Annotated in this window: 8 protein-coding genes; 6 read left to right on the forward strand and 2 right to left on the reverse strand. The window is 67.5% G+C overall.

The features are described from left to right. The first annotated feature begins 19 nt into the window (after positions 1-19). The 5 genes from ABRP28_RS17185 to ABRP28_RS17205 all read left to right on the forward strand — a co-directional run bounded on the left by ABRP28_RS17185 (position 20) and on the right by ABRP28_RS17205 (position 10,313). Positions 20-1,459, forward strand: a complete 1,440-nt coding sequence (locus tag ABRP28_RS17185) for a GH1 family beta-glucosidase (protein ID WP_350001301.1) — start codon at positions 20-22, stop codon at positions 1,457-1,459. Continuing rightward, positions 1,456-4,008: a glycoside hydrolase family 3 C-terminal domain-containing protein gene (locus ABRP28_RS17190; RefSeq protein ID WP_350001300.1), complete on the forward strand. Its 2,553-nt coding sequence runs from the start codon at positions 1,456-1,458 to the stop codon at positions 4,006-4,008. Before ABRP28_RS17185 ends, ABRP28_RS17190 begins: the two co-directional genes overlap by 4 nt. After that, entirely contained in the window at positions 4,005-5,516 is a 1,512-nt protein-coding gene (locus ABRP28_RS17195) for a family 43 glycosylhydrolase (RefSeq protein WP_350001299.1), read from the forward strand. Before ABRP28_RS17190 ends, ABRP28_RS17195 begins: the two co-directional genes overlap by 4 nt. A 114-nt stretch (positions 5,517-5,630) precedes the next feature. Next, a complete protein-coding gene (locus ABRP28_RS17200) occupies positions 5,631-8,507 on the forward strand; it encodes a family 78 glycoside hydrolase catalytic domain (protein WP_350001297.1) in 2,877 nt (958 codons plus the stop codon). 33 nt (positions 8,508-8,540) lie between these two features. Further along, entirely contained in the window at positions 8,541-10,313 is a 1,773-nt protein-coding gene (locus ABRP28_RS17205; protein WP_350001295.1) for a DUF5605 domain-containing protein, read from the forward strand. Here ABRP28_RS17205 and ABRP28_RS17210 read toward each other — a convergent pair. Both ABRP28_RS17210 and ABRP28_RS17215 read right to left on the reverse strand, forming a co-directional pair. Beyond that, a complete protein-coding gene (locus ABRP28_RS17210; RefSeq protein WP_350001294.1) occupies positions 10,310-11,383 on the reverse strand; it encodes a LacI family DNA-binding transcriptional regulator in 1,074 nt (357 codons plus the stop codon). The two genes, ABRP28_RS17205 and ABRP28_RS17210, sit on opposite strands and share 4 nt — an antisense overlap. Then, on the reverse strand, positions 11,362-13,122 hold the full coding sequence (locus tag ABRP28_RS17215; RefSeq protein WP_350001292.1) for an alpha-amylase family glycosyl hydrolase: 1,761 nt from the start codon (positions 13,120-13,122) through the stop codon (positions 11,362-11,364). The genes ABRP28_RS17210 and ABRP28_RS17215 overlap by 22 nt, the downstream gene beginning before the upstream one ends. 218 nt (positions 13,123-13,340) lie before the next feature. Between ABRP28_RS17215 and ABRP28_RS17220 the strand changes: the two genes are divergently transcribed. Beyond that, positions 13,341-14,669 carry a maltose ABC transporter substrate-binding protein gene (locus ABRP28_RS17220; protein ID WP_350001290.1) on the forward strand — a complete coding sequence of 443 codons (1,329 nt, stop codon included), beginning with the start codon at positions 13,341-13,343 and terminating at the stop codon, positions 14,667-14,669. Positions 14,670-14,673: the final 4 nt, after the last annotated feature.

A 14,673-nucleotide genomic window follows, 5' to 3' on the forward strand; every position in this document is an offset into this window, starting at 1 on the left:
CACACCGAAAGGCGCGCCAATGACGCAGCCAGCAGCCACCGCCCGTCCGGGGCTTTCCGCCGACGCAACTTTTCCCGCCGACTTCGCCTGGGGGGTGGCCACCGCCGCCTACCAGATCGAGGGCGGTGTCAATGAAGGCGGCCGCGGCCCCAGTATCTGGGACACGTTCTCCCACCAGCCCGGAACCACCATCAACGGGGACAACGGCGACATCGCGTGCGACCACTACCACCGCTGGGAGGCGGACCTGGACCTGATGGCCGAACTCGGCATCCCGTCCTACCGGTTCTCCCTGTCCTGGTCCCGCCTGCAGCCCACGGGCACGGGACCGCTGAACCCGGAAGGAGTGCGCTTCTACCGCGACCTCTTGGCGGGGTGCACCGCCCGCGGCATCACACCGTATGTCACCCTCTACCACTGGGACCTGCCGCAGGCATTGCAGGACGACGGCGGCTGGCCCGCCCGGCAGACGGCCTACCGCTTCGGCGAGTACGCAGGACTCGTCGCCGAGTCTTTGGGCGACCTGGCCGAGCACTGGATCACCATCAACGAGCCAATGTGCGCAGCATTCCTGGGCCACTCCTGGGGCATGCAGGCACCCGGGTTCAAGGATGACGGCCTTGCCGTGCGGGCAGCCCACCACCTGCTCCTGGGGCACGGACTGGCACTGGCCGAATTCCGTTCCAGCCGCCCCGGCACCAAAGTGGGCATCACCAACATCATCGGCAACCTCAACCCGGCGACGGACTCCCCGGCAGACCGCGAGGCCACCCAATACTGGGACGCCGTCAGCAACCGGATCTTCCTGGACCCCGTCTACAAGGGACGCTACGCGGACCCGACCGTAGCGGCATATGGCAAGTACGGGCTGACAGCCGCCGGCGAGGGGGCCGCTGCCGGTGACCTGGTCCAGCCAGGCGACCTGGACATCATCTCCGCGCCGGGGGACTTCGCCGGTATCAACCACTACACCAACATGCTGGTCTCCGCGAGCGACTCCGGGAGCACCCCGAACTGGACGCACGTTGAACCGGCGCCGTCCTCCTTCGGCTGGTCCAACACTCCCGAAGCGCTCAAGGCAGTCCTCAAACGCGTTGCCTCCGAGTACACGGACCTGCCCCTGTATGTCACCGAAAACGGGGTGACCTTCCACGACTACGTGGACCCGAACGGCGAAGTGCGGGACCCCCGGCGCATTGACTACCTGCGCGGCTACATCTCCGCTGTGGGCGAGGCGATCTCCGACGGTGTGGAGGTCCGCGGCTACTTTGCCTGGTCCTTCATGGACAACTTCGAGTGGGCGGAGGGCTACGACAAGCGCTTCGGCCTGGTCTATGTGGACTATGGCACCCAGGCCCGTATCCCCAAGCAGAGCGCCTACTGGTACCGGGACACCATCGCCGAACACGGCGGCCACCGCGCCCTGGCATCTTCAGCCGCTGCAGGTGCCACAGCATGAGCCCCGGCACAACCTTCACAGACACCACCAAGAAAGCCACCATGGACACCCTCGCCACCGATATCCGCTCCACCAATGAGAGCGTCACTGACCTGCGGCTGAACGCCCTCCTGGCCCAGCTCACCCTCGAGGAGAAGGCCCAGCTCCTGACCGGCCGCGACTTCTGGACCACCTGGCCGCTGGAGAAGATCGGCCTGCGCCGCATGCTGTTCTCGGACGGCCCCACCGGCGTCCGCGGTGAAGTGTGGGACGAGCGCCAGCCTTCCATGAATTTCCCGTCCGCGGCCGCGATCAGTTCGAGCTGGGACCCGGCCATTGCCGACCGGCTCGGCGCCGCGTCCGCCGTCGAAGCCCGCCGCAAGGGCGTGGACGTCGTCCTCGGCCCCACCATCAACCTGCACCGTTCACCGCTGGGCGGCCGCCACTTCGAGGCATTCAGCGAGGATCCTGTCCTCACGGCTGAGCTTGCAGCGGCCTACGTGTCCGGCGTACAGCGCAACGGCGTGGGCGCCACCCCCAAGCACTACATCGCCAATGACTCCGAGACGGACCGGTTCACTGTGGACGTCAAGGTGGGGGACCGCCCCCTGCGCGAGCTGTACCTGCTCGCGTTTGAGAAGGCCATTGTCGAGTCGAAGGCGTGGCTGGTGATGAGCGCCTACAACTCCATCAACGGCACCACCGCCACCGAAAACGACCTGCTGGAAACCCCGTTGAACAGCGAATGGGGCTTCGATGGCGTGGTCATCAGCGACTGGACCGCCGTCCGCAGCGTCAACAGCGCCAACGCCTCCCAGGACCTGGCCATGCCCGGACCGGACGGACCCTGGGGCGAAGCCCTGGTGGTGGCCGTGAAATCCGGCCAGGTTCCCGAGGAAGCCGTCGACCGTAAGGTCCTGAGGATCCTGCAGCTCGCGGCCCGCGTGGGCGCACTGGAAGGCTTTGACGCTGTCGCGGCCGAGCCCGCGGACCGGGAAGACCCCGTCTCCTTTGCCCGGGAAGCGTCCGCCGCCGGCACCGTGATGGTGAAGAACGACGGCGTGCTGCCGCTGGACCCTGCCTCAATTTCCCGCGTGGCCGTGATCGGGCACAACGCCCGCTACGCCCGGACACAGGGCGGCGGCTCCGCCACCGTGGTCCCGGAAAGGATCGTCACCCCGCTCGACGGGATCCGCGAAGCGTTCGGCGCGGAGAATGTCACCTACAGTGTTGGCGCCGTGGTCCAGGAAGGCATCGCCGAACTTCCGCTGGAACAGATCACCAACCCCGTCACCGGCACCCCCGGCGTCCGCGTCCGCTTCCTGGACTCAAACGGCCACGAGCTCTTCGCTGAGGACCGCCGCTCCACCGCCCTGGTGTGGTTCGGCGGGGACGCGCCCATCGCCGCGTCCTCCACGGTCCAGTTCCACACCGTCTTCACGCCGGAAGAGACCGGTCCCGTCCGGCTGGGCTTCTCCACCGTAGGACACGGCCGGATCTTCGTTGACGGCGTCCTGGCCCGCGAAGCCACCATCGAAGCGACCGGCACGGACCTCGGCGCCGCGTTCCTGGCCCCGCCGTCCGCATCCGTCCAGGTCCAGGCCACAGTCGGGGTCCCACTGGAGGTCCGGATCGAACTCGACACCGCCGGCCGGGAAGGTGCCCTGTCAAACGCCCTCGCCATCACCATCGGTGTCGAAGCGGACGACGCCGACCCCGACTCCCTCATCAGGGATGCCGTGGAAGCCGCGCGCACGTCCGATATCGCCGTCGTCGTGGTGGGAACCAACTCCCGCGTGGAATCCGAAGGCTACGACCGGACCTCCCTGGAACTGCCCGGCCAGCAGGACCGCCTGGTCCACGCGGTGGCCGCAGCAAACCCCCGCACCGTGGTCATCGTCAACTCCGGTTCCCCGGTGCTGCTGCCCTGGCGCGATGAAGTGGCCGCCACACTGATCGGCTACTTCGGCGGCCAGGAATTCGGCCACGCCCTCACCGACATCCTCACCGGCGCAATCGAGCCCGGCGGCCGGCTGCCCACCACCTGGCCAGCCAGCCAGGAGGACGTGCCGGTCATCAACGTCACCCCCGCTCAGGACGGGACCCTGACCTATGACGAAGGCATCCACATCGGCTACCGCGCCTGGCTCAAGGCCGGAACCGCGCCCGCCTACGAATTCGGGTACGGCCTCGGCTACACCGCCTGGACCCTGGACAGTGCCGCTGCCCCCGCGGAAGCGGCCCCGGGGGACACTCTCCCCGTCACGGTCACCCTGACCAACACCGGCGCCCGGCCCGGCAAGAACGTGGTGCAGGTCTACGCCGAAAAGCCGGGCTCCGCCGTCGACCGCCCCGTCCGCTGGCTCGTTGGTTCCGCCCCCGTCCGGGCCGACGCCGGCGAAACCGCCACTGCAGTCCTGAAGGTCCCCACCAGGCTTCTTGCCTACTGGGACAACGGCTGGACCTACGAGCCCGGCAGCTACATCCTCCGGATCGGCACATCCGTCACGGAGCTGCCCCTGGAAACCACACTGACGCTGTCCGCAGCAAGCACGGAAGGTGCCGCATGAACCTGCCCAACCCGCTGATCCCCGGCTTCAACCCGGACCCCAGCATCGTCAAGGTGGGCGGGGACTACTACCTGGCCACCTCCACTTTCGAATACCTGCCCGGCATCCCCGTTTACCACAGCACCGATCTGGCCAACTGGACCCGGATCGGGCATGTGGTGGACAGGGAAGGGCAGCTGGATTCCCGGGACGTGCCCACGCTGGGCGGCGCCTGGGCTCCCACCATCCGCTTCCATGACGGCCTGTTCTACGTCGCCGTCACCGATGCGATGGCCCGCGGGACGCTGGTCTTCACAGCCAAGGACCCGGCAGGGCCCTGGAGCGACGGGCTCGCCATCGAAGGCGCCATCGGCATCGACCAGGACCTAGCCTGGGACGAGGACGGCACCTGCTACCTGACGTATTCCGGCCTGGATACGGTCACCGGAAACTTCGGCGAACACGGCGGCATCCTCCAGGTCCGCGTCGACCTCGAAGCGGGCAAGGCGCTCGAGCAACCGCGCAGTGTCTGGTCCGGCACCGGCCTGATGTTCCCGGAGGCGCCGCACCTCTATAAGCATGGCGGCTACTGGTACCTGATGATCGCCGAGGGCGGCACCGAACGCGGCCACAGCGTCAGCGTCGCCCGCGGAACGTCCCCGGCCGGGCCGTTCGAGAACAACCCGGCCAACCCCATCCTCAGTGCGCGCAGCACCGAACGCCCCATCCAGAACACTGGCCACGGCGACCTGGTGGAGACGCCGGACGGCGGCTGGGCCATGGTGCTCCTGGGCATGCGTCCCAAGGGCATGACCCGTGCGTTCTCAGCCTTGGGCCGGGAAACCTTCATCACCCCGGTCACCTGGGAGGACGGCTGGCCCGTAGCCGAGCCGGTCATCCTGAACCCCCGCGACGGCGGCTTCGCGTATGAGGATGACTTTGCGCAGGCAGAGCTCGACGGCGGCTGGATCGCGGTCCGGCGTTTCCCCGGTGCCTTTGCCTCCACCGAGAAAGTCCCGGGACGCCTCACGCTGACCAGCGACGGCGCGGGCCTGGATGATGCCCGGCCGGCGTTCCTTGGCCGCCGCCAGCAGTCGCAGGTGGAGGCCATCGCCGCGCTGGTGGACGCGGGATCGCCGGAATCCGGCAAAGGTGCGGGCGGCCTGGCAGTCCGCTACGACGAGGCCCACCACTACTCAATCGAAACTGACGGGACTACCATCACCGCCCGGGCCAGGATCTCCTCGATTGAACAGGCGTGGACCCGTCCGGCGCCCGGGGGACCGCTGGAACTGCGGATCGAAACCCGCGAGCCCAACCCGGACAACGCCATCGGCAGCCTGAGCTCAGACACGGTGGCGCTGCAGGCGGTCATCGACGGCGAACCGGTCACCCTCGCGGAACTCGACGGCCGGTACCTTTCCGCCGAGACCGCTGCGTCCTTCACCGGGCGCGTGGCTGGCGTGTTTGCCAGCAGCGGCACGGTCTCCTTCGACTGGTTCCGCAGCGAAGGCCGCGAACCCCGCTAGTTCCGGCTTCGCGCCAGCCTTTGCGCGAGATGGCACTTCGCGGCAGTGTTGCTGCTCCGGATTGCCGCGAAGTGCCATCTCGACAGCCCTTGCTCCTCCCCTGAAAGGTCCTTAGTGCCATCCACGTTCCTGGCACCGCAGCCAGCCACCCGCCAGCAGGCCGCCGTCGCGCGGTTGACCGCCGAGTACCGGACGGACACGCCATTCGTCGCCGTTCCCCGGCCCCGGCTCAGCTGGACCACCGCCACCGGGAGCCGGGACTGGCAGCAGGTCCGGGCCGAGCTTCGGCTGACCCGGAACGGGACGGTGGAGTCCGCAGTGCACGAAAGCCCGGAGTCCGTGCTGGTGGACTGGCCCTTCGGCGCCATCGCTGCGGGCGAGCAGGTGCACGTGGAAGTCCGCGTGTCCGGGAACGACGCCGGCACAACGGACTGGAGCGCGCCCCTGGCTTTGGTGGGCGGTTACGTGGACGGCCCCTGGCAGGCCGAAGCGATAGGCCTTCCGGCCGCAGGGGAAGAACAGCGGCTGGGCCGGCCCGGCCAACTGCGCCATGAATTCACGGTGGGGGAGGGGCTGGCAAAGGCCACCCTTTTCGCTACTGCCCACGGCGTGTACCAGGCCGAAATCAACGGCTCCGAGGTGGATGACCAGGTCCTCAAACCGGGCTGGACGGCATACGCCGACCGGCTCAACCACGAAACCACGGACGTCACTGCCCTGCTGGTTCCCGGCGCGAACGCCATTGGTGTCTGGCTTGCCGGCGGCTGGTTCACTGAGAAATACGGCTTCCACGGCTTCGCCAAGCCCTTCTATGGCGAGCAGCCCGAGGCCAAGGTGGAGCTGCGGCTCGAATACGCCGACGGTACGCGCCAGACCGTGGCCAGTGGCCAGGGATGGCGGGCATTTACCGGCGGCCCGCTGGTATCCAGCGGCATCTACGCCGGCGAAGCCTTCGACGCCCGGCGCTGCGAGGCGGGCTGGTCCGAGCCCGGGTTCGACGACGCAAACTGGCTCCCAGCCGCCATCGTCCCTTCCGCATTGGAGGCAGGGGCATGGGCGGAGGCAACTCCCGCCAGTGCCCCGCCCGTGCGCCGCATCGAGGAACTGCCTGTCAAGGAAGTCCTGACCACCCCCTCGGGTGCCACGGTGCTGGACTTCGGCCAGAACCTCGTGGGCCGGCTGCGGATCCGCGTTTCCGGCGAGGCGGGGCACACCGTCACACTCCGGCACGCTGAAGTCCTTGAGGACGGCGAACTGTCACTCCGGCCGCTGCGGCAGGCAGCCGCCACCGACACGTACTCCCTCGCCGGCAACGGCTCGGAGGAGTGGGAACCGCGCTTCACGTTCCACGGCTTCCGGTACGCCCAAGTAGACAACTGGCCGGGGGAGCTGGACCCGGCGGCGATCACCGCCGTCGTCATGCACAATGACATGCGCCGCACAGGCTGGTTCGAATGCTCCGACCCGCTGCTGAACCGCCTGCACGAAAACGCCCTTTGGGGGATGCGCGGCAATTTCCTGGCACTGCCCACGGACTGCCCGCAGCGGGACGAGCGGCTGGGCTGGACAGGGGACATCCAGGTCTTTAGCCCCACCGCCAGCTACCTGTACGACTCGCTGGGGTTCCTGGACTCCTGGCTGCAGGACATGGCCCTTGAACAGGGCCACCGTAACGGTGTTGTTCCCATAGTCGTGCCGTCCGTGCTGAACATGATGGACGCTCCCGTAGCCGCTTGGGGCGACGCCGCCACAGTGGTGCCCTGGGTGCTCTACGAACGTTTCGGGGACACCGGCCTGCTCCGCCGGCAGTACGCCAGCATGCGGGACTGGGCTGACGCCCTGTTGAAAGTGCGGGACGGTACAGGACTGTGGCAGGGCCAGATGCAGCTGGGTGACTGGCTGGACCCCGCCGCCCCGCCGGACAAGCCCGGCGCCGCCCGCACCCACGGCGACATTGTTGCCAGCGCCTACCTGTTCCGGTCCCTGGACCTGGTGGCCCGGGCGGCAGAGGTCCTTGGCGCCGACGCAGACCACGGCAAATACGCGGCGCTCGCGGAGGACACCCGGCAGGCCTTCCTGGCCGAGTACGTCACGCCCGCCGGCCGCATGGTTTCGGATGCCCAGACCGCATACTCGATGGCGCTGATGTTCGGCATCAGCACCGATCCTGCCCAGCGCCAGGCACTGGGGGACCGGCTGGCCGAGCTTGCCCGCCTGGGCGGCTACCGGATCGCCACTGGGTTCGTGGGGACTCCGCTGATCGCAGACGCCCTGGCCGCCACCGGACACCTGGACGCTGCCGAGCGGCTGCTCACCCAGACCGAGTGCCCGTCCTGGCTCTACCCGGTGACGCAGGGTGCCACCACCATCTGGGAACGCTGGGACTCCATCCTGGAGGACGGCAGCGTTAACCCCGGCGAGATGACCTCCTTCAACCACTATGCCCTCGGAGCCATCGCAGACTGGATGCACCGCACTGTTGCCGGCCTCGCCCCGGCCTCGCCCGGCTACCGGAAACTGGCCATCGCACCCTGCCCCCTGAACAGCCTGGACCACGCCTCCACATCACACCAGACGCCATACGGCCCGGCCCGGGTGGCCTGGAAACGGGTGGGGGACCGGATCCTGGTGGAAGCCGACGTGCCGCCCGGAACCACCGCGCTGGTCTCGCTTCCGGACGGCTCTCCCGGGTTCGAAGTGGGCTCCGGCCAGTACGGCTGGGACGTGCCCGCCGCGCGGCCGGCTGCTGGACAGGACGCCGTTTCGCTGGACACGCCGCTCGCCGGCATCATGGATGACCCCAAGGCCTACGCCGCGGTGTGGAAGGCCATCGACGCCCACGACCCCGCCGCCGCGGCAGCGTTCCGCAAGGACACCACTTGGTACCGCCAGACCAGCCTGGACCAGGGCTTGCTCTTCACCCCGGCCGCCGTCAAAGAGGACATCGCTGCCGCCCTGGCTGCCCTCACCGCCCAACGCTCTCAGTTCTGAAACTTTCGATATTCCCTGACCAAGAAGGCAACGATGACAACTTTCACCGCAGAGAGCCCCCTGTATTTTGTGATGGCGCACTCCAAAGGCAACCGCATACTGAACGAGCATGTGCCCACGCTGACCAACAACCCACTCCTGCACACCCTGTACTTCCACGAGGTGGGCATGATCCTGGGCACGGAGGACGCGCTGAAGGGAAAGCCCGACGAGGTAGCGGAAATCCTCCGCCTGATAGGAGAGCTGGAGCCGGAGGACACCGTGGCGCAGCGGGCTGCCGCTGCCGCCGTCGACGTTCCCGCACCCTCCGCCGGCTACGAGCCGGAGACGGTGGAGCGGGGAAGCGCTGCTGTTGCGCTGCCTCCGACGGCGGCAGCGCTGGAACGCTTCGAAGTCACCTTCGCCGGGCCCTCGCACGGCAACCCGTTCACCGACGTCGACCTCCGGGTGGAGTTCACCGCACCTTCCGGTGAGCTGCTCAGTGTTCCCGGCTTCTACGACGGCGATGGCAGTTTCAAGGCCAGGCTCCTGGTCCCCGAGGCGGGGGAGTGGACCTTCGCCACGTCCAGCAACGCCCGCTCCCTGGACGGGATCAGGGGCTCGTTCCTCGCGCGTGAGGCGGCGGCAGGCTTCAGGGGCGTAGTGCGGGTGGCCAACACCTTCCATTTCGCCTACGACGACGGCACCCCCTACCTGCCCATCGGCACCACGGCCTACGCATGGACGCACCAGGGCGAGGCCGTAGAAAAGCAGACCCTCGACACCCTGGCAGCGGGGCCCTTCAACAAGATGCGCATGTGCGTCTTCCCCAAGTCGTACCTCTTCAATGAGAACGAGCCGGACCTGTATCCGTTCGAGGGCTCCCTTGCAGCGGGCTTCGACTACGAGCGGCCCAACCCGGCGTTCTACCGCCACCTCGAGCAGCGGATCAGCCAGTTGGATGGACTGGGCATCGAAGCGGATCTCATCCTCTTCCACGCCTACGACCGCTGGGGTTTCTCCACCATGACCCCCGGCCAGGACGACCGCTACCTGAAGTACGTGGTGGCGCGGCTCGCTTCACATCGGAATATCTGGTGGTCCCTGGCAAACGAATACGACCTTCTGTTCCGCAAAACCACCGAGGACTGGGAGCGCTTCGCGGGCATTGTCCAGGCCAACGACCCCTCGGGACACCTGCTGTCCATCCACAACTGCCAGGCATTCTACGATTACAGCCGTCCGTGGATCACGCACAGCAGCATCCAGCGCCAGGACGTGCACAAGACCGCCGAGTTCACGGGGGAATGGCGGGACCGCTGGCAGAAGCCGGTGGTGATCGACGAGTGCGCCTACGAAGGCAACATCGACCAGGGGTGGGGAAACATCACTGGAGAGGAAATGACCCGGCGGTTCTGGGAAGGCGCCGTGCGAGGCGGCTATGTCGGCCACGGCGAAACGTACATGCATCCAAGCGACGTCCTATGGTGGGCCAAGGGCGGGGAATTCCACGGCAGCAGCCCGGAGCGCATAGCGTTCCTGCGCCGCATCCTGGAAGAAACGCCCGGCGGGTTCCTGGAACCCCTGCCCAGTGCTTGGGACATTCCCACCGCCGGTATCCGGCATGAGTACGAGATCAACTACTTCGGCTTTAACCAGCCCACGTACCGGAACTTCGTGATGCCCGCGGGGCGGAAGTACCAGGTGGACATCATCGACACCTGGAACATGATGGTGGACACCCTGCCCGGAACCGTGGAGGGGCGGTTCCGGGTGGAGCTGCCTGGCCGCCAGTTCATTGCCGTGCGGATCCGCGCCGTCGGCTAAGGGCGGCCAACCGTCGACGCAGACCCGCTCTGTCCGGAGCGGGTCTGCCGGTCCGGAGTGCGGGGAGCGGAGGTGCTTGACCGGACCACCAACCGGGTTTGCATCAGTTCGTCCGCGGGCCCGGCGGCGCCGCCGTCGTCGTCCTGCACCAGCGCCAGCAGGCGCTCCACGGCCCGCGTGCCCTGGTTCCGCGGAAACTGGTCGATGGTGGTCAGCCCCAGGATCTCGCCCATTTCGTGGCCGTCCACCCCGATGACGGACAGCTCCTCGGGGATCCGCAGCCCGAGGTCACGGGCAGCCAGCATTGCGCCGAATGCCATTTCATCGGAGGCGCAGAAGATGGCGGTGGGCCGTTCCTCTGCATCCGCCAGGAGCTGCTTCGTCTCCTTGTACGCATCGTTCGCCGAGTAGTCGGAAATCAGGGACCACGCCTCGCGCAGGGGAAGGCCCGCCTCCGCCATCGCTTCCTCGTAGCCGGCACGCCGGCCGCTGGAGATCTCAAAGTTCCGGCCATACTCGTGCTCGCCGCCGAGGTGCGCCACCCGTGCGTGCCCCAGGCTGATCAGGTGGTTGGTGGCGCGGCGGCCCACCTCCACGTCATCGATCCGGAGGGTAGGGATCTCCGGCAGCGGACCGCCCACGCCTACCACCGGAATCCCGGCGGCCAGGATCTGTTCGGTCTCGTGGGCGTTGAGCTGGAGTGAGACGGCCAGGACGCCGTCGAGGCGCTTGCGCAGGAGGAAGTCCCCCAGCACGGACTCCCGGTACCGGTCGCCCTGGAAGTCGTAGAGGGTGAGGTCGTAGCCGGCGTCCATCAGGGCTGAATTGGCGCCCTCGAGCAGCGTGGCGAAGTACCACCTGTTGACGAAGGGGAGGACTACCCCGATGTTGTGGCTGCGCCCGCTCGCCAGGCTGGAGGCGTGGTAGGACATGACAAAGCCGAGTTCGCTGGCGGCGGCGGTCACGGCCTCCCTAGCCCGGGCGGACACACTGCCCTTCCCGCTCAAAGCCCGCGACGCCGTCGCCTGCGAAACACCTGCCAAACGTGCTACATCCCTGATTCCTGCCACTGACCCTCTGATGCTCCGCTTGGCCCCATGCGCAGCCAGATGCACTGCGCAGGACCCAGTTTACGCTGGGCGGCGGCGTCCCCATCCGTGCTGAGCAGGATCTCCAGGCCGGGCAGGTCAACCGGCGCCTCACCCATATTCATCATCACCAGGACTCCGTTGTTCACGAACGTCACGCAATCCGAGGCCGAGGACCCTTCGAGCCAGTCCAGGGAACCGGCGCCGAGCTTCAGGGCGCGGCGGAGCCCCAGGGCCCGGCGGTACAGCGACAGGACGGAGGACCCGTCCCGGTCCTGCACATCCCGGGACAGCGCGGCCCAGGCTTCCGGCTGCGGCAGCCAGGACTCACCGGTGCTGTTGAAACCGAAAGCCGGCGCGTTCGCCTCCCACGGCAGGGGCACCCGGCAGCCGTCCCGGCCGATGCGTTCTCCTGCGGTGCGCCGGAACGAGGGGTCCTGGCGGAACGCGTGGTCCATGGTGGTGTGATCGGGCAGGCCCAGCTCTTCGCCCTGGTACAGGTAAACGCCGCCGGGCAGGGCGAGCATGAGCATCGAGGCTGCGGCGGCCCGTCGCAGGCCCAGCTCCGCATCAGGCTGGACATCTTCGGCACCCAGACCGTCTCCGGGGCGGGCCGCAGGCTCCACCATGCCGAAGCGCGTTGCGTGCCGGACGACGTCGTGGTTTGAAAGGACCCAGGTGGTGGGTGCCCCGACCGAATCGAACATCCGCAGCGAGCTCTCGATCACGGCACGCAGCCGGGCCGGGTCCCACGGGGTGCCAAGGTAGGCGAAGTTGAACGCCTGGTGCATCTGGTCCGGCAGGACCCAGTTGGTCAACCGGGACAGGGGATCGATGCTGGCTTCCGCGCAAAGGATGCGGTCGCCGTCGAACTCGGCCAGGACCTCGCGCCACCTGCGGTAGATGTCATGGATCTCCGGCTGCCCGAACATCGGCGCAAGGTGGCCGGGGAACTCGTCGGTGCTGACGCCGTCGGGCCGTCCGTGCCAGTCCGGCAGTCCATCGGCCTTGACCAGGGCGTGCGCCACGTCCACCCGGAAGCCGGCGACACCCCGCTGGAGCCAGAAGCGCAGGACACGTTCGAACTCGGCGTGCACGGCAGGGTTGTCCCAGTTGAAATCCGGCTGTGAGGAATCGAAAAGGTGCACGTACCACTGCCCGGGTTCGCCGGAGGGTTCGGTGATGCGGGTCCAGGCCGGGCCGCCGAAGTGCGACTGCCAGTTGTTGGGCGGCAGCTCCCCTGACTCCCCGCGTCCGTCCCGGAAAATGAACATCTCCCGTTCAGGGCTGCCCGGCCCTGCCTGGAGCGCGGCCTGGAACAGGGCGTGGTCGGAGGAGCAGTGGTTCGGCACGAGGTCGATGATCACCCGGATGCCCAGCGAGTCCGCGCGGGCCACCAGCGCGTCGAAGTCGTCCAGTGTCCCGAAGACGGGATCGACGTCGCAGTAGTCGGCGACGTCATACCCGCCGTCCCGCTGCGGCGAGACGTAGAAGGGTGAGAGCCACACGGCGTCAACGTCCAGCGCCGCCAGCTGGTGCAGCTCGGCCGTGATGCCGGGCAGGTCGCCCTCGCCGTCGCCGTTGAGGTCCCGGAACGAGCGGGGGTAGATCTGGTAAATCACCGAGGACCGCCACCACTCCGTGCCTTGGTCGGCGGGGTGGACCGGCACCAGTTGGAGGGCGGAGACGTCGGACTCGTCAAGCATGAGTGTGTTGGTCATCCGGTTATGCTAGCGGTCTTTGCGCGAAAAATGGAACAGCTTCCATCAATGAATGGCAAGGAAATCTTTAATTCTCTAACCGTGTGGACGTTCTCATTGGAATCGCTTACAGTTGTGACTTGTCTCACCGCCGGCATTGGCGCTTTACCGCCGATATCTCCCAGGGCGGGCATTTTCTTACACCGGGCAGTTGCCCAATTCATGAAGGAGGCGCATCGGTGCGCACAGCTCTTACCAAGCCCTTGGTCCGCAAGGCCAGGCTTTCACTCACGACGGCGGCCGCCGTCTCCCTAATGCTTCTCGCCTCAGGCTGCTCCGGCGGACAGGCTCCGGCAGGCGGCGCATCAGGCGCTGCCTCCGAAAGTGCCGCAGCTGCCCCCGCCTCCTCCGGCGAGGCACCCGCACGCGGGGACGCCGACCTCGTCATCTGGGCCAACGGCCCCGTGGTCCAGGCGCTGCAGCCCATCGCGGACAAGTTCGGCGAGGAGAACGGCATCACGGTGGAAGTCCAGACCGTGGCCACCGAACTGCAGACCAACTTCGTCACGGCCAACGCATCAGGCAACGGCCCGGACATTGTGATGGGAGCCCACGACTGGATCGGCAACCTGGTCCAGAACGGCGCCATCGATCCCGTCCAGATCACGGCTGAGCAGAAAGCGGACCTCCTGCCTGTCGCCACGGACGCCGTCACCTACAACGGCCAGACCTACGGCATGCCCGCTTCCGTGGAATCCCTGGTGCTCATCCGCAACAAGGCACTTGCCCCCGAGGCGCCCGCTTCCTTCGAGGAGCTGCTCACCGCCGGCAATGCCGCTGTTGCCGCCGGGACCGCTGAACGGGCGCTGAACCTGCAGGTGGGCCCCAAGGGCGACGCCTACTTCATGCAGCCCCTCTACTCCTCCGCCGGCGGCTACCTCTTCGGCAAAAAGGCCGATGGCAGCTTCGACACCGCTGACCTCGGGGTTGGCAAGGAGGGCTCCATCGCAGCTGCCCAAAAGATCTCTGAACTGGGCCAAAAGGGCTCCAAGGTCCTCAGCAGCTCCGTCAGCGCCGACAACTCCATTGCACTGTTCAACCAGGGCAAGACAGCCTTCATGGTGAACGGCCCCTGGGCTCTTGGCGACGTGAAGAAAGCCGGGATTGACTACGGCCTGAGCGCCGTTCCGGGCTTCGCCGGCATGCAGCCCGCCCAGCCCTTCACCGGCGTGCAGTCGTTCTACGTCGCGTCCAAGGGCAAGAACAAGTCCTTCGCCGAAACCTTTGTCCAGACGGCCGCATCGCAGAAGGAAACCCAGCGCGCGCTGTATGAGGCAGTCCGCATCCCGCCGGCGATCGCATCCCTGGTGGAGGAAGTGGCGAAGACCGACCCGGACACCAAGATCGCCGCCGATGCCGCGGCTGCAGGCATCCCCATGCCTTCGCTGCCCCAGATGGCTGCCGTGTGGGCCCCGCTGGGCCAGGCAGAAGCTGCCATTGCCGGTGGCGCAGACCCGGCGGCCACCATGGAGCAGGCCGGCCAGGCAATCGCCGGTGCGCTGAAGTAACACC

Source organism: Pseudarthrobacter sp. WHRI 8279 (assembly GCF_040224115.2).
Taxonomy (GTDB): Bacteria; Actinomycetota; Actinomycetes; order Actinomycetales; family Micrococcaceae; genus Arthrobacter.

Excerpts from the sequence above, each read along its gene's own strand:
- ABRP28_RS17185 (WP_350001301.1), top strand. The coding sequence starts at position 20 with ATGACGCAGCCAGCAGCCACCGCCCGTCCGGGGCTTTCCGCCGACGCA.
- ABRP28_RS17195 (WP_350001299.1), top strand. The coding sequence starts at position 4,005 with ATGAACCTGCCCAACCCGCTGATCCCCGGCTTCAACCCGGACCCCAGC.
- ABRP28_RS17205 (WP_350001295.1), top strand. The coding sequence starts at position 8,541 with ATGACAACTTTCACCGCAGAGAGCCCCCTGTATTTTGTGATGGCGCAC.
- ABRP28_RS17215 (WP_350001292.1), bottom strand. The coding sequence starts at position 13,122 with ATGACCAACACACTCATGCTTGACGAGTCCGACGTCTCCGCCCTCCAA.
- ABRP28_RS17190 (WP_350001300.1), top strand. The coding sequence starts at position 1,456 with ATGAGCCCCGGCACAACCTTCACAGACACCACCAAGAAAGCCACCATG.